Raw genomic sequence first — 16,389 nt, forward strand, 5'->3', positions numbered from 1 at the left:
AGTGTCAGCACCTCTTGTACTGACGAATCCTTAAACCAAACGCTTACGCTCGTTCGAGGGTGGGATATGCATCGCCTCCCTGTACTTGGCTACCGTACGTCGGGCAACATTGATTCCCTGTTCTCCTAGCATGGCTGCAATTTTGCTATCACTCAATGGCTTTTTTGGAGTTTCGTCCGCAATCAGTTTTTTGATCATCGCACGAATCGCCGTTGAGGAACATTCTCCACCTTCGGCCGTGCCCACGTGGCTGGAGAAAAAGTATTTGAGTTCAAAAATACCCCGTGGTGTATGCATGTATTTTTGCGTGGTAACCCGCGAGATGGTCGACTCGTGCATATCGACCGCTTGGGCGATGTCCGACAGAATGAGCGGCTTCATGGCTTCGTCACCATGATCCAGAAAACCCTGCTGGTATTCCACAATGCGAGTGGCCACTTTGAGCAAGGTTTCGTTCCGGCTCTGGAGGCTTTTAATAAACCATTTGGCCTCTTGCAACTGGTCACGCATGTAGGTGTTGTCTGCGCTGCTATCTGCCCGACGTATGAGTGAAGCATAGCTCGCGTTTACGCGAATGCGCGGGGCAATTTCCGGGTTGAGTTCGACGCGCCATCGGCCTTCGTGTTTGCGTACGATGACATCCGGGATGACATAGTCCGGTTCTGTGCGATCGACGCTGTCACCCGGCGTTGGGTTCAGGCTGGTGATCAGCCCCAACACTTCTTTCAGTTGATCTTCTTTCAGGCGGCTGCGGCGAAGCAACTGAGCGTAGTCACGGTTGCCTAACAAATGCAGGAACTGGGTGACCACGAGCTTGGCTTGGCGAAGCCAAAGCGTGTCTGGTGGCAGTTGACTAAGTTGGATCAGTAGGCAGTCTTGCAGATCTCGAGCAAACACACCGGGCGGATCAAAATGCTGGAGCCGGCGCAGAACCGCCTGAACCTCGTCGAGTTCCAGCGGATCTTCTTCTGAGCTTTCAAATAAGCCGGAGTGGATCTCTTCGATGGAAGACGTTAAATACCCCCGGTCATCAACGGCGTCCAACAAGGCATGGGCGATCGCTTGATCCCGTTCGCTGAGCGGAGTCAGGTTCAGCTGCCATTCCAGATGATCGTGCAGAGTCTCGCTCGGTGAGTTCCGGGTTTCGAAGTCAGAATCGTTTTCATCGTCGCCACGGCTGGCAGGAGCAGGTGCCGACTGGTAAATGTCATCCCAAGCGGTATCAACCGGCAGATCGTCGGGGATGTTATCGGGTGTTTGATCTTCCGCGGACCAGTCGGGTGCGGTTTCTGACTCGTCCCAATCCGAACTTGGCGGCTCGGCAGCCGACTCTTCCTGAGCTGTTGCGGTTTCGTGCTGCTCTTCGTGGCCGTTTTCTTGCTGGTCGGTGGAATCCGCCTGATCGTCGTCCTCGGAGGTTTCCAGCATGGGATTTGAATCGAGTGCTTGCTGGATTTCCTGCTGTAGATCCAGCGTGGAAAGCTGCAATAGCCGAATGGCTTGTTGCAGCTGGGGTGTCATGGTTAGGCTTTGGCCCATTTTAAGCTGTAATGAGGCTTTCATAACCATGGCTTAATATCCATAACGTGCTCGCATCCCGATCAAAAACATTGCTTGCAAATATAAAAAATTGTTGTGCGCTGGTGACTTACAGTGCTTGGCCAACAATATAAGCAAGTACCCTGCCGAGTTTACTTGCTAGCGTTCAGCAAAACAATCAGCCCGGCCTTCAGGTCTACGATTGTCTATAGTCGGAACTCATCTCCAAGGTAGACTTCTTTCACTTGTTGGTTGGATAGAATGGCGTCTGCGTTGCCCGATGCGATGATGTGTCCGCCGGACACAATGTAGGCATTCTCACAAATATCCAGGGTTTCGCGTACGTTGTGGTCGGTGATAAGAACGCCGATGCCTTTGTCGCGCAGGTGCCGAATGATGTGTTTGATGTCGCTGACTGAAATGGGGTCTACGCCAGCAAAGGGTTCGTCCAGAAGGATGAACGCAGGTTCCATGGCCAAGGCCCGGGCAATTTCTACGCGGCGGCGTTCCCCACCAGAGAGTGCCATGCCCACGCTGTCGCGAATGTGAGTGATGTGAAATTCTTCCAGTAGTTCTTCGAGCTTCGCCTCACGATCCGCTTTGGAAAGCGCTTTGCGGGTTTCCAGGATAGCCATGATGTTGTCGCGCACGGTCAGTTTGCGAAAGACCGATGCCTCCTGTGGCAAGTAGCCGATGCCTTTTTGAGCGCGCCCGTGCATAGGCAGGGGGGTAATGTCGTTGTTGTCGATGGTGACGCGGCCGTGGTCAGCGGGAACCAGCCCGACGATCATGTAAAAACAGGTGGTTTTACCGGCACCGTTGGGGCCCAGCAATCCGACGATTTCACCGGAACGAATCTCCAGAGAAACATCCAGAACCACTTTTTTTTGCTTGTAGCTTTTGGCCAGATTGCTGGCCCTGAGAACTGCCATCAGAACTTTCCCGTTATTGACCTGAACTGCGAGGCTGAATCACCATTTCTACGCGGCCTGAGCTTGTGCCCTCAGGATTGCCGCCTTCTGCTGTAACCACTCGATTCACGGTGTCGTAGTGAATGATGTCGCCCCGGAACGTACTGCCACCTTGTTCGATCAAGGCCTCTCGTTCAAAGGTTAACTGGCTGTCTTTGGCAGACCAAGTGATGTTCAGCGCTTCGGCATTAATGACCGCCGTTTGGTCTTGGGACGGTTGGCGGTATACGGCGGGAGAGCCGCTCGCTTCAATTCGACTAAGGCCTTGTGGGCTGCGATAAAGCACAACCCGTTCCGCATCCAGTTGTACGTTACCTTGCACCAATTCCACGGCTCCGGTGTAGATGGCCGTTCCGGCACTGTCATCCAATCGCGCTGAGTTGGCGCTGACTTTGATGGGCTCGTCAGAGTTCAACGTGAAGGCGGCTGCTGGGGTGGCAACAAATGCGGCTGCCAGAACCAGCGGAAAAAGAAGTCGGTTACCTGATGGGATCATAATGCCCTTCCACTTGGGAATTGAGTTCCAGAATGCGGTCGTCCAGCCAGGCTTTCATGCCTGTAGCTTTGGTGGTTCCGTGTGGTTCAGTGATGATCACCGGTTGGTCGGTGTACACGGTACCTTCGGTGTTGTTCAGGGTCAGTTCGTCGGTTTCAAACGTGGTCTCGGAGCCTTGAAGCTGACGGTGAATCACGACGTTGCCGTTCAGGTTCACCAAGTCATCATTTTGCAGAAGGCTACCTTGATCCGCTTCAACATTCCACGGCACCGGATCGCCTTCACCGTGCAGGGTAGCGCGGGGCTGCTCCATGACAGCAAGATTTCGGCTCTCGAACTGCTCAATGCGCGGGCTGGTCATGCGGATTTTCGGGCTGCCCTCTGTGTCCCAGGTCCGGTAATCGGCCTGAATGATGAAACCGTCCGGTTCGGCCGGGCCCCGCAGTTCCTCCGCTTTTTCTTGACCGCCGGGCGGCTCGTCACTTTGCCACATCAGAAATAAGGTGGCTGCAATCGTGCCGCCCAATGCCAGTGTCCGGGCCCAGGCTTTACCTTTTCCGGGGCTGAACAGTCGGGCGATCACGATTTTACGCTCATATAAGGTTTCAGGGTTGCGGCGAGCCGGTCTTGCGACCAGAGAATCAGGTCGCAGGCTTCTCGCACCGCACCGCTGCCACCAGCCACTGTAGTGCAATAGTCCGCATGTTGTCTGACCAGCCAGTAACCGTTTGGTACGGTGATGCTAAGGCCGGCGAATTGCAGTGCCGGGAGGTCTGGTAAGTCGTCGCCCATGTAAGCGATTTGTTCTGGCGAGATGTCCATGTTGGCCACCAGCTCCTGCAGGGCAACCTTCTTGTCTTCCCGCCCTTGCATCAGGTGGCTGATGCCCAAATCGTTCATGCGTTTTTCGGTTAAAGGCGAGCGCCTGCCGGTGATGACGGCAACCGTGATGCCTGAGTTCATCAGTTGCTTCAGCCCCAAGCCATCGAGAATGTTAAAGGTTTTTAGTTCGTCCCCGCTTGCGCTGAAGTAAAGCTTTCCGTCACTCATAATGCCGTCCACATCAAACGCAATGAGCTTGATAGCAGCGGCTTTTGTAAGGATCTCGTCGCTCCAGTGCTGGCGAAGGGGTGGGGTTAGTTCTGGCATTAGATAACCCCCGCCCGCAACAAATCGTGCATGTTGATGGCGCCAACCAGGTTGCCTTCGGTGTCGGTCACCGGGAGGGCGTTGATTTTCAGCTCTTCCATGATGTTCAGCGCATCGGCTGCCAATTGGTCGGCCTGAATGGTTTTGCCGTTGCGCGTCATCACCTGATCGATGTTGGTGGTGTGCACGTCGACGGATTTATCCAGCGTTCGGCGCAGGTCGCCGTCGGTAAAGATTCCGGTTAATTCGCCAGAGCCGTTGACCACGGTGGTCATACCCAGGCCTTTGCGGGTTATCTCCAAAAGAGCGCCGCTGAGGGTGGTGTTTTCAAATACCCGTGGCACTTTGTCGCCTGCGTGCATGATGTCGGAAACGCGTAGCAGTAAACGACGCCCCAATCGGCCGCCCGGATGTGAGAAGGCAAAGTCTTCTGCGCTGAACCCGCGAGCTTCCAGCAGTGCAACGGCTAACGCATCGCCCATAACCAGAGTGGCGGTGGTGCTGGACGTGGGGGCCAGCCCAAGCGGGCAGGCTTCAATGGCAACGCTCACGTCGAGGTTGGCTGCGGCTTCTTTCGCCAATAATGAATCCGGATTGCCCGTCATGCTGATCAGAGGCGCGCCCATTCTTCGAATTAAAGGTAGAATGGTGACAACTTCGCTGGTGCTACCGCTATTGGAAATGGCGATAACCACGTCCTGCGGGGTGATCATGCCCAGATCGCCGTGACTGGCTTCGCCCGGATGTACGAAAAATGAGGGTGTGCCGGTGCTGGCCAATGTGGCAGCAATCTTGTTGCCGATGTGGCCCGATTTGCCCATGCCCGTCACCACAACACGGCCTTTGCAGGCCATAATGATGTCGCAGGCGCGGGTGAAGTCGCCGTTGATACGGTGCTCCAGTGCTTCGATGGCATCCCGTTCAATCTGGATGGCCCGAACGGCGGAGTTGCGGTAATCCCGGGAACTTGAAGTGTTTGAATCTGTCATCTCGGCTGGCTTTGCTCGGTCGGTCTGTGAACCCGGCCCTGTTATCGGGACGGACGACTATGGCAGAAAGTATATCACTGATACCCGGTAGGGCTGCCAATGTTCAGGGGATCTGAACGTTGCGATCAGTACATTTTAATAACCTGAGATTGAGGTCCGGCGACGCTTATCTTAATGTAGGCGCTCCTCGAAAAGGATCAATTATGGAGTCATCTGCATACATTTCGCTAAAGGATGTGGTGTTTTCCCGCTCCGGACGGCGCATTTTTGATGGTATTACTCTCGATATTCCGGAGGGTAAGATCACCGCCATTATGGGGCCTAGCGGGACCGGTAAGACTACGTTGCTTCGAGTTATCGGTGGCCAACTAAAGCCAGACTCGGGCCAAGTTACCGTGGCGGGGCATGAGGTTCCGAAGCTAAAGCGGAAGGCGTTATATCGTCTGCGAGAAAAGATGGGCATGCTCTTTCAGAGTGGCGCCTTGTTTACGGATATCAGTGTGTTCGAGAACGTTGCCTTCCCGTTGCGCGTGCACACCTCCTTGCCGGAAGACATGATTCGCGACATCGTATTGATGAAGTTGGAGGCGGTCGGGTTGCGTGGTGCCCGCGATTTGATGCCTTCTGAGCTTTCAGGCGGCATGACTCGGCGTGTGGCGCTGGCGCGAAGCATTGCGCTGGATCCCGAATTGATCATGTACGACGAACCCTTTGCGGGGCAGGACCCAATCGCCATGGGGGTGTTGGTCAAGTTGATCCGCGATCTTAATAGCTCAATGGGATTGACCAGCGTGCTGGTGTCCCACGATGTGCCGGAATCTCTGAGTATCTGCCACTATGCGTGCATCATTGCTGACGGCAAAGTGATTGGCACGGGCACACCTGACGAATTGCGCAATCACCCTTCTGAGCTCGTTCGGCAGTTCCTGAGCGGTCAGCCAGACGGCCCGGTACCCTTCCATTATCCGACTAGTAATCCCGTTGATGATTTTGGTATCAAGGGGGTGTCGATATGATGGATTACGTAGCGGGCTTCGGCCGAAGAAGTCTGGGAGTAGTGGGTTCTTTAGGGCGTGCGACACAGTTCCTGTTTGGCGTGCTGGTGGGGGTGCCCAAGCCTGCAACCGGCTTCCCGCTTTTGATGAAGCAACTTTATTCCGTAGGTGTGCTTTCGCTGGCGATCGTCGTGGTATCGGGCTTGTTCATAGGCATGGTGTTGGCACTGCAAGGCTACACCATCCTCAGCGACTACGGCTCAGAAGCTGCGATAGGGCAGATGATTGCATTAACCTTGGTGCGAGAGTTGGGGCCGGTGGTTACGGCGCTCTTGTTTGCGGGGCGTGCAGGTTCAGCGCTGACCGCGGAAATCGGGTTGATGAAAGCGACCGAGCAATTGTCCAGTATGGAAATGATGGGCGTTGATCCTTTGCGCCGTGTCATAGCGCCCCGTCTGTGGGCCGGATTTATTGCGATGCCAATACTGGCGATGATCTTCTCGGTGGTTGGTATTTGGGGTGGCATGCTGGTTGGCGTGGATTGGCTGGGTGTTTTTGAAGGCTCTTTCTGGGGCAACATGCAGTCATCGGTCGATTTTCTGGACGATGTGCTGAATGGCGTTATTAAAACTGTGGTGTTCGGCTTTGTGTGTGCTTGGATAGCCGTTTATCAAGGGTACGACTGTGTGCCAACGTCTGCAGGTATCAGTACTGCGACGACCAAAACAGTTGTGTATTCATCACTGGCAGTGCTCGGCCTCGATTTCGTGCTGACCGCTGTTATGTTTGGCGATTTCTAATAAGGATTCTAGGGCCCTGTTATGGTGCAAAGAACAACGGAAATAGTGGTAGGTTTCTTCATGATCGCGGGGTTGGCAGCCCTGCTGTTTTTGGCGTTGCAAGTGAGCGGATTGTCGCCCAAGTCGGCCTCTTCGACCTACACGATCTACGCTAACTTTAACGATGTCGGTGGGTTAACGCCCCGCGGTAAAGTGTCGATGGCGGGTGTGACCGTGGGTTCCATCGAGGCCATCAACCTGAATAAGGACACGTTTCAGGCGAAAGTAACCATGGCCATTCGTTCGGATGTCGATACCATTCCGGCAGACAGCGCAGCGGTTATTCGCACGTCCGGCCTGTTGGGTGAGCAGTACATCGATATTTCTATTGGTGGAGACATGGAGTCGTTGAACGCGGGTGACACATTTTATTCCACCCAGTCTGCAATGAATCTGGAACGATTGATCAGCAACTTTGCCTCTGGCCGCTGATGTCGAATAGGACAGGAGTTTAAAATGTTAATGTTCAAGCGAAAGCTGTTTGTTGTCTTTGCTCTGTTGATGATGGTTGCTGGTCAGGCATGGGCGGGTGTCGAGGAAGATCTGGAACAATATGTCAGCGATAATACCCAAATGTTGGTGCAGAAGCTGAACACTGAGAAAGGCCTGTTTGAAAGAGATCCCGACGCTTTTTACCAGAGCATGGATGATGCCCTGACGGATTTTGTGGATTTTCGCCGGATCGCAGCGCGGGTGATGGGGCGCTATGCTCGCCAGACCACTCGTGAGCAGCGTGACGAGTTTGTTACCAAGTTCAAGCGTAGCTTGTTTGATACCTATGCTAAAGCATTGGTAACCGCAGATGATTTCAAGATCGAGGTGAAGGAGGCGGAGATTCTGCCGCAAAACGAGAACCGGGCATCGGTACAGTTGTTGGTGATTACCGCATCGGGTAACCGTTACCCCGTGACTTACTCCATGTATAAAAACAACGGCGAACGTTGGTTGATGGAAAATGTCATTGTTGAGGGCGTTAACATCGGTTTGGCCTTCCGTGACCGCTTTGCCCAGGAAATGGAAGAGAGTCGCGGGCAGGTTCAGGTTGTCATTGATGGCTGGACCGACTCGGTGAAATCGTTGAAGCTGGAAGAAGACGTTAACCCCTCATGAGCAGCTCCCGCCCGGACGTTAGTCTTGATGGCTCAGTGTTGAGCGTTGCCGGCAAGGTAGATGTGAACAGTGTTCTAGAACTCCGCAAACAGGGTGAGAAGCTTGTGAGTGGTGCTCAGGGTTCATTGACGGTTAACCTTGCCCAACTGCAAACCGCTCACAGCGTGGTACTTTCCATGTTGATGTGCTGGCAACGGTTGGCGCAAACAAAGCAGGTGGCACTCTCGTTTGAGGGTGCCAGTGAACGTTTACAGTCTCTGGCGGCATTGAGTAATTTAGATGCTCATCTGCCGGGATTTTCCCCACATAGCTGACCGCCGCTCGGGAATTGGTTACAATTCCGCTCCTGATTTTAATAAAGCTGAGGATTTTCTATGGACGCCGCCCAGGTTACCGAACTTGTCAAAGAAGCCCTGCCTGATTGTGAGGTTCAGGTACAAGTCGATGGCAACCACTATATGGTCGTTGCAGTGGGTGACGTATTCGAAGGCCTGCCTACCATTAAAAGACAGCAGATGATTAACAAGGTACTGTTCCAGCACATCATGGACGGCACCATTCACGCTCTTCACCCGAAAGCCTTTACTCCAAGCGAGTGGGCTGCGCGTCAGGCCAACGGCTAAACAGAATAGGACTACTATTGTGGATAAACTTCTGATCCGAGGCCGAAAGCCTCTGGATGGCGAGATTCGGATTTCCGGCGCCAAAAACGCAGCTTTGCCGATTTTGGCATCGACGCTGTTGGCCTCTGAGCCAGTGACCGTTGGCAACTTGCCGCATTTGAACGACGTCACCACCATGATCGAGTTGCTTGGCCGAATGGGTGTCGAGCTGCTGATTGATGAGAAAATGAGTGTTGAAGTACACGCCAACACCATCGAGCACTACCACGCACCTTACGAGCTGGTAAAAACCATGCGCGCCTCGATCTTGGTGCTGGGACCGCTGGTTGCACACTTTGGCGAAGCTCAGGTGTCTTTGCCCGGTGGTTGTGCCATTGGTACGCGCCCGGTCAACCTGCACATTCACGGCCTTGAGCTGATGGGTGCAGACATCAAGGTTGAAAATGGTTACATCCACGCAAAAACCAATGGCCGCCTAAAGGGCGCGCACATCTTCATGGATACCGTCACCGTAACTGGTACGGAGAACCTGTTGATGGCGGCTACCTTGGCTGACGGAAAAACCATCCTTGAAAACGCGGCCCGCGAGCCAGAAGTCGTGGATTTGGCTGAATGCCTGATTGCTATGGGTGCAGACATCAAAGGCCACGGCACGGCAACGATTGAAATCAATGGTGTTGAGCGTCTGCACGGTTGTCACCACGATGTTCAGCCTGATCGCATCGAAACCGGCACCTATCTGGTGGCAGCTGCTGCCACTGGTGGTCGGGTGAAGCTGAAAGACACTCGCGCTGACATTCTGGAAGCGGTGCTGCTGAAGCTGGAAGAAGCGGGTGCGCACATCACCACAGGTGAAGACTGGATTGAGCTGGACATGAAGGGGAAGCGTCCGAAGGCGGTGAGTATTCGTACCGCGCCTTACCCAGCTTTTCCCACCGACATGCAGGCCCAGTTTGCGGCGATGAATGCGGTCGCGGAAGGCACCGGTACCATCGTGGAAACGGTGTTTGAAAACCGTTTTATGCACCTGCAGGAATTGATCCGCATGGGTGCCGATATCACGTTGGAAGGTAACGCGGCCATCATCAAGGGTGTGGATCATTTGACCGGCGCGCCGGTTATGGCCACTGACCTTCGTGCTTCGGCCAGCCTGGTGATTGCTGGTTTGGTTGCTGAAGGCGACACCATCGTAGATCGCATTTATCACATCGACCGCGGTTACGAATGTATTGAAGAGAAGTTGCAGCTGTTGGGCGGAAGCATTCGCCGTTTGCCAGCGTAATCAAACACCAACGGGAACCCGGAAAGACCCATGACAGATTCCATCACCATCGCCTTGTCGAAGGGACGAATTCTCGAAGAGACTCTGCCACTGTTGGCAGAAGCCGGTATTGAGCTGGTAGACGACGTGAAAAAGTCCCGCAAGCTGGTGTTCCCCACCACGGACCCCAATGTGCGTGTGCTGATCCTTCGTGCAACGGATGTGCCTACGTATGTCCAGTATGGTGGCGCAGACCTTGGCGTAACCGGCAAGGATGTGCTGATGGAACATGGCGGGGAAGGGTTGTACGAGCCGCTGGATTTGAATATTTCCCGTTGTCGGCTGATGACGGCCGGTAAGGTAGGCGAGCAGCCGCCGGCCGGGCGTATTCGTGTGGCGACGAAGTTTGTGAATATCGCTCGCCGTTATTATGCGGCGCAGGGTCGTCAGGCGGATATCATCAAGCTTTATGGTGCGATGGAGTTGGCTCCGATTTTGAATCTGGCCGATGAGATTGTGGATATCGTGGATACTGGTAATACGCTGAAGGCGAATGGCCTTGAGGCGCGGGAGTTGATTGACGATATCAGTACGCGTTTGGTGGTTAATCGGGCGTCGATGAAGATGCAGCATGGGAAGATCAATCCGATCATCGAGATGATGGCGGCTGCTGTGGATCGTCGTCGCGGTTCTTCAGAGTAAGGTTTTTTTACTTTGGGTGGGCAGCCATTGGGGCGGCCCTTCCAAAAACCGCTACGAGCACATCCATGTGCGCTTCTCTCCGGCCATCCATGGCCTACGACATTTTTGGAAGGGCCACCCCAATGGCTGCTTCCGGCTTCTGAGTAGGGATGCCTCTCTACTTAATAATTTCAATCCAAAGCAGGATTTGAGTTATGACCGATAAGATCACCAGACTTAACACCACCCAAGGCGACTTTGACCGTGCGCTGGCCAAACTGTTGGCGTGGGATGACAGTGTGGATCATCAGGTGAATGAGTCGGTACGTCATATCTTGCATGAGGTGAAAACCCGTGGCGATGCGGCGGTTTTGGAGTTTACCGAGAAGTTTGACCGTCTGAAGGTTGGTTCCATGGCTGAGCTGGAGATGGGGCAAGATCGCTTGCAGGCAGCTTTGGCGACGATTCCGCAAGACCAGCGTGAAGCGCTTGAGAAGGCGGCGGAGCGGGTTCGGGATTATCACGAACGGCAGGCTCAGCAGTCCTGGCAGTATCAGGATGAAGACGGAACGGTTCTGGGCCAGAAGGTAACGCCACTGGACCGCGCTGGTTTGTACGTGCCGGGTGGTAAGGCTGCGTATCCGTCGTCTGTATTGATGAACGCGATTCCGGCCAAGGTGGCGGGTGTCGGCGAGTTGATTATGGTGGTTCCTACACCGGATGGTGTGGTGAACGATATGGTGCTGGCCGCAGCCGCGATTGCCGGTGTTGACCGAGTTTTTGCTCTCGGTGGCGCGCAGGCAGTAGGTGCTTTGGCCTACGGCACGGAAACAGTGCCAGCGGTGGATAAAATTGTTGGGCCGGGCAATATTTTTGTTGCGACCGCCAAGCGTGAAGTGTTCGGCGTTGTCGGTATCGACATGATCGCCGGGCCGTCTGAAATTCTGGTGATCTGCGATGGTAAAACCGATCCCGATTGGATCGCGATGGATTTGTTCTCGCAAGCAGAACACGACGAGCAGGCGCAAAGCATTCTGGTTAGCCCAGATGCAGACTTCCTCGATGCCGTGGAAACGAGTATCAACAAGCTTCTGCCCACCATGGAGCGTGAAGAGATCATTCGCACATCCATGACCGGCCGGGGAGCCTTGATTCAAGTGGCCGATCTGAAAGAAGCCGCGGAAGTGTCGAACCGGATCGCTCCCGAGCATTTGGAGCTATCGGTAGATGACCCGCAAGGGATGTTGGAAGACATCCGCCACGCCGGCGCGATCTTTATGGGGCGTTTCACAGCAGAAGCCCTCGGCGACTATTGCGCCGGCCCGAACCACGTACTGCCCACAAGCGGCACTGCGCGGTTCAGCTCGCCCCTGGGCGTTTACGACTTCCAGAAACGTTCGTCGCTGATCGGTTTTACTCCGGAAGGCGCGGATCGCATGGGGCGTGTGGCCTCTGTTTTGGCGCGCGGCGAAGGGCTGACCGCTCACGCGCGGTCGGCGGAATACCGTATTAAAGACTGAGACGTTGTGCGCAGGGCGGTTTAGGGTTGGGTGCTTGAGAGCATGGCAAGAAGGCCTTTCCAAAAACCGCTCCTTCGGCACATCCCTGTGGCGCTTCTGCTCCGCCATCCATGGCTCCGCACATTTTTGGAAAGGCCTTCTTGCCACACTCTTCCAAAGCTTGTGCACCGCCGCCCTGCATCAGCGTCATCATTGAATTCTTATTACTGCACCAACTCGGAGTGCGTGAATCATGAGTAAATACTGGAGCTCACTAGTCAGCGAGTTACAGCCATATGTGCCAGGTGAGCAGCCCAAAATGGCGAACCTGGTAAAGCTGAACACCAATGAAAACCCTTTCGGGCCATCCCCAAAGGTGATCTCGGCCATTAAATCAGAGCTGAACGACAACCTTCGTCTGTACCCAGACCCCGAAGGCCACGCTCTGAAAGAGGCCATTGCTTCGTACTACACCGATTTCGGCATAGAAGAGAAGCAAGTCTTCGTTGGCAACGGCTCCGACGAAGTGCTGGCTCACATCTTCCAGGGCCTGTTGAAACAGGACAAACCAATCCTGTTCCCGGATATCACCTATAGCTTCTACCCCGTTTACTGCGGTCTGTACAAAGTTGAAAGCAACATCATCCCGTTGACGGAAAACTTTGAAATCAACCCAGAAGACTACAAACGGGACAACGGCGGAGTCATCTTCCCGAACCCGAATGCCCCCACTGGACGCTACATGGGGCTACAGCACGTAGAAGCGATTTTGGAAGCCAATCTGGACAGTGTTGTAGTGGTCGATGAAGCTTACATCGACTTCGGGGGTGAAACCGCTATTCGATTGGTTAACCAATATCCGAATTTGGTCGTATGCCAAACACTGTCTAAGGCTCGCTCGTTGGCTGGCTTACGAGTCGGTTTCGCCGTCGCCAACGCAGAGCTCATTGAAGGATTAAACCGAGTCAAAGACAGCTTCAACTCCTACCCGCTGGATCGCTTGGCGCTGGCTGGGGCCGTCGCTGCATTCGAAGATCGCCAATGGTTTGAAGACTCCTGCAACGGCGTGATTCGCGAGCGTGAGAAGGTTACCAAAGGCTTGGAAAGCCTCGGTTTCGAAGTGCTGCCCTCAAAAGCCAACTTCGTATTTGCCCGCCATCCTGAACACAAAGGCGAAGAAATCGCGGCGAAACTCCGGGAGCAGGGCATCATCGTCCGCCACTTCAACAAATCGCGGATCAGTGAGTTCCTGCGTATATCGATTGGAACCAGCGATCAAAACAACGCGTTGATCAAAGGTTTAGATTTTCTCTAAGCTCGCGAGAAACCTGACCGACAAATCGGCGCGCACCTGAGCTTGAAGTAAGGTGCAGGCGGGGCTTTCCAAAAATTTCGGAGGCCATGGATGGCCGGAGAGAAGCGCACATGGATGTGCTCGTAGCGGTTTTTGGAAAGCCCCGCCTGTTCCTTGCTCCGTACCCAAGCAAATGCGCCGATCCAATTTCAAAAGTCTGAAGGAGAGGGCTAAACAGCATGGCAACCCGCAACCAGATTCTGGCGAAAATAACCGAATGGCTCCAGCCCGAAAACTTCCAAGACTACGCCCCAAACGGCCTGCAAGTTGAAGGCAAAGAAGAGATTCGAACAATCGTCTCAGGCGTAACCGCCTCCCAAGCCCTGATCGACGCCGCTGCAAAACAAAACGCCGACATGATCCTCGTCCACCACGGCTACTTCTGGAAAGGTGAAGACCAAGCTATCCGCGGAATGAAAAAACGCCGCATCAAACAGCTCCTCGACCACGACATCAACCTGGTCGCCTACCACCTGCCACTCGACGACCACCCCGAATACGGTAACAACCGCCAATTGGCCAACGTACTCGGAATCCAAAACCCACGCCCGGTAGGCGGACTAGTCTGGCAAGGCGAACTGGCTGAGCCCATGTCATCAGAAGCTTTCAGCCAGCATATCGGAAGCGTACTAAACCGACAGCCACTCCACGTAGGCGAGGGCGTAGACCTGATCAAAACCGTTGCCTGGTGCACCGGCGGGGCACAAGGGTTCATCACCAAAGCACTCGAACTCGGTGTTGACGCCTACATCAGCGGTGAAATCTCCGAACCAACTACCCACACAGCCCGAGAATCCGGCATCCACTACTACGCCGCCGGCCACCACGCGACTGAACGTTATGGGGCGAAAGCCTTGGGTGAAGCGCTAGCGAAAGAATTTGGAATAGAGCACCAGTTCATCGATTGTGATAATCCGGTGTAGTGGCAGGCTGAGAATGAATGTGACGGGTTGGGGCGGGTAGGCTTTCCAAAAATGTGCGCAGCCATGGATGGCGGAGCAGAAGCGTCACATGGAGGTGCCGAAGGAGCGGTTTTTGGAAAGCCTACCCGCCCCAACCTAACTCCAAAAGAAGTCTTATGTCATATCAAGCAGGCCGCTTCGCATCCTTGGGTAAGCCGAAATCTTCAGCAAGCGTACCCTTCTCCTCAGGATCAGCCTTAGGCGCATAATCCCGTGGTGGCTCAGAAGAGTCAGAATCCGAGTGCTCAATCCGCCCGGACACATCCTGTCCCAACGATTCTGGCCACTCCTCATCATTACACAAGCGATTCGCCCCTCGCGCCATATGATCATTCACATCGCGATAGGCATTATTAAAACGCTCCAACAGCTGCGCCGATTCGAGAAAATGCTCATTCACCTGAGCCTGATAGCGCGTAAACTCACCCCGAAGCTCATCTATCTTCTGCTCAGCCCTCCGCTGACGCAAAGAAGCACCCTGGCCAGAGCGCCCAAAAAGAACCCCAATGATAATACCTACTACCAGCGCGACTACGGCCGCAATAATCAGGTTCGTCATATAACAATCGTCCTAGTCAGTACATGCGAGAGAGCGAAAACCTATAAAAAGAGTATACCCCTCCGAAGCACCAGCGCACATGCCGAAACACTGCGCCAATCGTCGTATTGCTCCACAGCCGAAGTGACGTGGCCAAAAAGCACGAAATAAGCGACAATACCGCGCCCAGAAATTCACCCAGATGGCAGGAAAACCCTGATGACAGAAGCCGTGTCCACCGAAACTGTTGCGAACCTGACTCCTTGGCAACGTTACCAAAAGGATCTCGAACGCCCGGATTTTCACAAGGACCCGGCGCAGGAAGATGCCGTTCGCCGCTTACAAGCACTGTACGACAAACTGGTGGAAGCTGAAAGTGACCGTAGCAAACGCCTAAAAAAATTACGGCGCAAGCTAAAAAAAGGTAAAGAAACACCGGTAAAAGGCCTGTACTTCTGGGGTGGGGTAGGTCGCGGAAAAACTTACCTGATGGACACCTTCTTTGAAGCCTTGCCCTTCGACCGAAAAATGCGTGTGCACTTCCATCGCTTCATGCAGCGAGTACACGCCGAGCTGCGAAAGCTTAAAGGCGAGAAAAACCCACTCGAGCAAGTGGCCAAAACCTTCGCGGGCGAAACCCGGGTTATCTGCTTCGACGAATTCTTTGTATCGGACATCGGTGATGCCATGATCCTGGCTACCCTGATGGAAGAATTGTTCAGTCGCGGCGTTACCCTCGTGTGTACATCGAACATCGTCCCGGACGGACTCTATAAAGATGGACTCCAGCGAGCTCGCTTCCTGCCAGCCATCGCGCTCGTCAAACAACACACCGACGTAGTCAACGTAGACGGCGGAGTGGATTACCGGTTGCGAACACTCGAACAAGCCGAGCTGTATTACTACCCCTTGGATGAAGGCGCGAATACCTGCTTGCGAGAAAGCTTCGACGCGCTGGCTGTTGAGGCCGGTAAACACAGTCACTCAATGGAAATAAACGGTCGTAAAATCCCGGCGCAAGCCCACGCAGACGATGTGGTCTGGTTCGATTTCCTGGACGTTTGCGATGGTCCCCGAAGCCAGAACGATTACATCGAAATGGCGCGTCAGTTCCACGCAATCATCGTCAGCAACGTACCTGTCATGGGCGTAGATAAAGACGACCAGGCCCGCCGCTTCATCAACATGATTGACGAATTCTACGACCGCAACGTCAAACTGATCATCTCCGCCGAAGCTCCGATCACCAAGCTTTACTCCGGTGGAAGCCTGAACTTCGAGTTTGAACGCACTGAATCTCGCTTGCTGGAAATGCAATCCCAGGAATACCTGGAAGCACCCCACAGGCCTTAGTCAAAAACTAGAAAGAACCAAAATAGAGAG

19 protein-coding genes are annotated in these 16,389 nt (G+C 54.1%); 12 read left to right on the plus strand and 7 right to left on the minus strand.

Going from position 1 to position 16,389, the window contains the following annotated elements; genetic code table 11:
* Positions 1 to 30 precede the first annotated feature (30 nt).
* From K5L82_RS03085 to K5L82_RS03110, 6 genes are all read right to left on the minus strand, one after another.
* Complete coding sequence (locus K5L82_RS03085) at positions 31 to 1,563, minus strand: RNA polymerase factor sigma-54 (protein WP_133007509.1); 1,533 nt, start codon at positions 1,561 to 1,563, stop codon at positions 31 to 33.
* 182 nt (positions 1,564 to 1,745) lie between these two features.
* A complete protein-coding gene (gene lptB, locus K5L82_RS03090; RefSeq protein ID WP_223133119.1) occupies positions 1,746 to 2,471 on the minus strand; it encodes an LPS export ABC transporter ATP-binding protein in 726 nt (241 codons plus the stop codon).
* A 13-nt stretch (positions 2,472 to 2,484) separates the two neighbouring features.
* Positions 2,485 to 3,006: a lipopolysaccharide transport periplasmic protein LptA gene (gene lptA, locus K5L82_RS03095; protein WP_223133120.1), complete on the minus strand. Its 522-nt coding sequence runs from the start codon at positions 3,004 to 3,006 to the stop codon at positions 2,485 to 2,487.
* Complete coding sequence (lptC, locus tag K5L82_RS03100; RefSeq protein ID WP_316933358.1) at positions 2,990 to 3,589, minus strand: LPS export ABC transporter periplasmic protein LptC; 600 nt, start codon at positions 3,587 to 3,589, stop codon at positions 2,990 to 2,992. The genes lptA and lptC overlap by 17 nt, the downstream gene beginning before the upstream one ends.
* The gene (gene kdsC / locus K5L82_RS03105) at positions 3,586 to 4,155 is read right to left on the minus strand and encodes a 3-deoxy-manno-octulosonate-8-phosphatase KdsC (RefSeq protein ID WP_223133121.1); all 570 of its coding nucleotides are present in this window, start codon (positions 4,153 to 4,155) and stop codon (positions 3,586 to 3,588) included. Before kdsC ends, lptC begins: the two co-directional genes overlap by 4 nt.
* Positions 4,155 to 5,144: a KpsF/GutQ family sugar-phosphate isomerase gene (locus tag K5L82_RS03110; RefSeq protein WP_133004922.1), complete on the minus strand. Its 990-nt coding sequence runs from the start codon at positions 5,142 to 5,144 to the stop codon at positions 4,155 to 4,157. The genes kdsC and K5L82_RS03110 overlap by 1 nt, the downstream gene beginning before the upstream one ends.
* 203 nt (positions 5,145 to 5,347) lie before the next feature.
* Here K5L82_RS03110 and K5L82_RS03115 point away from each other — a divergent pair, with 203 nt between their 5' ends.
* From K5L82_RS03115 to K5L82_RS03165, 11 genes are all read left to right on the plus strand, one after another.
* Positions 5,348 to 6,160, plus strand: a complete 813-nt coding sequence (locus K5L82_RS03115; protein WP_223133122.1) for an ABC transporter ATP-binding protein — start codon at positions 5,348 to 5,350, stop codon at positions 6,158 to 6,160.
* Positions 6,157 to 6,939, plus strand: coding sequence for a lipid asymmetry maintenance ABC transporter permease subunit MlaE (gene mlaE, locus K5L82_RS03120; RefSeq protein ID WP_133004924.1), 783 nt, complete (start codon positions 6,157 to 6,159; stop codon positions 6,937 to 6,939). Before K5L82_RS03115 ends, mlaE begins: the two co-directional genes overlap by 4 nt.
* A 21-nt stretch (positions 6,940 to 6,960) precedes the next feature.
* Entirely contained in the window at positions 6,961 to 7,410 is a 450-nt protein-coding gene (gene mlaD / locus K5L82_RS03125; protein ID WP_133004925.1) for an outer membrane lipid asymmetry maintenance protein MlaD, read from the plus strand.
* A 24-nt stretch (positions 7,411 to 7,434) separates the two neighbouring features.
* A complete protein-coding gene (locus K5L82_RS03130; RefSeq protein WP_223133123.1) occupies positions 7,435 to 8,088 on the plus strand; it encodes a phospholipid-binding protein MlaC in 654 nt (217 codons plus the stop codon).
* On the plus strand, positions 8,085 to 8,402 hold the full coding sequence (locus tag K5L82_RS03135; RefSeq protein WP_223133124.1) for a lipid asymmetry maintenance protein MlaB: 318 nt from the start codon (positions 8,085 to 8,087) through the stop codon (positions 8,400 to 8,402). Before K5L82_RS03130 ends, K5L82_RS03135 begins: the two co-directional genes overlap by 4 nt.
* 60 nt (positions 8,403 to 8,462) lie before the next feature.
* Positions 8,463 to 8,711 (plus strand): BolA family protein, encoded by a 249-nt coding sequence (locus K5L82_RS03140; protein WP_114334096.1) that lies wholly within the window; start codon positions 8,463 to 8,465, stop codon positions 8,709 to 8,711.
* 19 nt (positions 8,712 to 8,730) lie between these two features.
* Positions 8,731 to 9,993 (plus strand): UDP-N-acetylglucosamine 1-carboxyvinyltransferase, encoded by a 1,263-nt coding sequence (murA, locus tag K5L82_RS03145; protein ID WP_223133125.1) that lies wholly within the window; start codon positions 8,731 to 8,733, stop codon positions 9,991 to 9,993.
* Positions 9,994 to 10,023: 30 nt separating this feature from the next.
* Positions 10,024 to 10,674 carry an ATP phosphoribosyltransferase gene (gene hisG, locus K5L82_RS03150; RefSeq protein WP_133004929.1) on the plus strand — a complete coding sequence of 217 codons (651 nt, stop codon included), beginning with the start codon at positions 10,024 to 10,026 and terminating at the stop codon, positions 10,672 to 10,674.
* A gap of 194 nt (positions 10,675 to 10,868) precedes the next feature.
* Complete coding sequence (hisD, locus tag K5L82_RS03155; RefSeq protein ID WP_223133126.1) at positions 10,869 to 12,173, plus strand: histidinol dehydrogenase; 1,305 nt, start codon at positions 10,869 to 10,871, stop codon at positions 12,171 to 12,173.
* A gap of 232 nt (positions 12,174 to 12,405) precedes the next feature.
* Positions 12,406 to 13,467, plus strand: coding sequence for a histidinol-phosphate transaminase (hisC, locus tag K5L82_RS03160; RefSeq protein ID WP_223133127.1), 1,062 nt, complete (start codon positions 12,406 to 12,408; stop codon positions 13,465 to 13,467).
* A gap of 218 nt (positions 13,468 to 13,685) precedes the next feature.
* Entirely contained in the window at positions 13,686 to 14,429 is a 744-nt protein-coding gene (locus K5L82_RS03165; RefSeq protein ID WP_223133128.1) for a Nif3-like dinuclear metal center hexameric protein, read from the plus strand.
* A gap of 163 nt (positions 14,430 to 14,592) precedes the next feature.
* Here K5L82_RS03165 and K5L82_RS03170 read toward each other — a convergent pair whose 3' ends face one another.
* Positions 14,593 to 15,027 (minus strand): YhcB family protein, encoded by a 435-nt coding sequence (locus K5L82_RS03170; protein ID WP_133004933.1) that lies wholly within the window; start codon positions 15,025 to 15,027, stop codon positions 14,593 to 14,595.
* Between the two features lie 234 nt (positions 15,028 to 15,261).
* On the opposite strand from K5L82_RS03170, the gene zapE reads away from it, so the two are divergent.
* Positions 15,262 to 16,359, plus strand: a complete 1,098-nt coding sequence (gene zapE / locus K5L82_RS03175) for a cell division protein ZapE (protein WP_207924360.1) — start codon at positions 15,262 to 15,264, stop codon at positions 16,357 to 16,359.
* The last annotated feature ends 30 nt before the right edge of the window (positions 16,360 to 16,389 follow it).

The sequence above is a fragment of the Marinobacter sp. AL4B genome, from assembly GCF_019916045.1.
In the GTDB taxonomy this organism is placed as follows: domain Bacteria; phylum Pseudomonadota; class Gammaproteobacteria; order Pseudomonadales; family Oleiphilaceae; genus Marinobacter.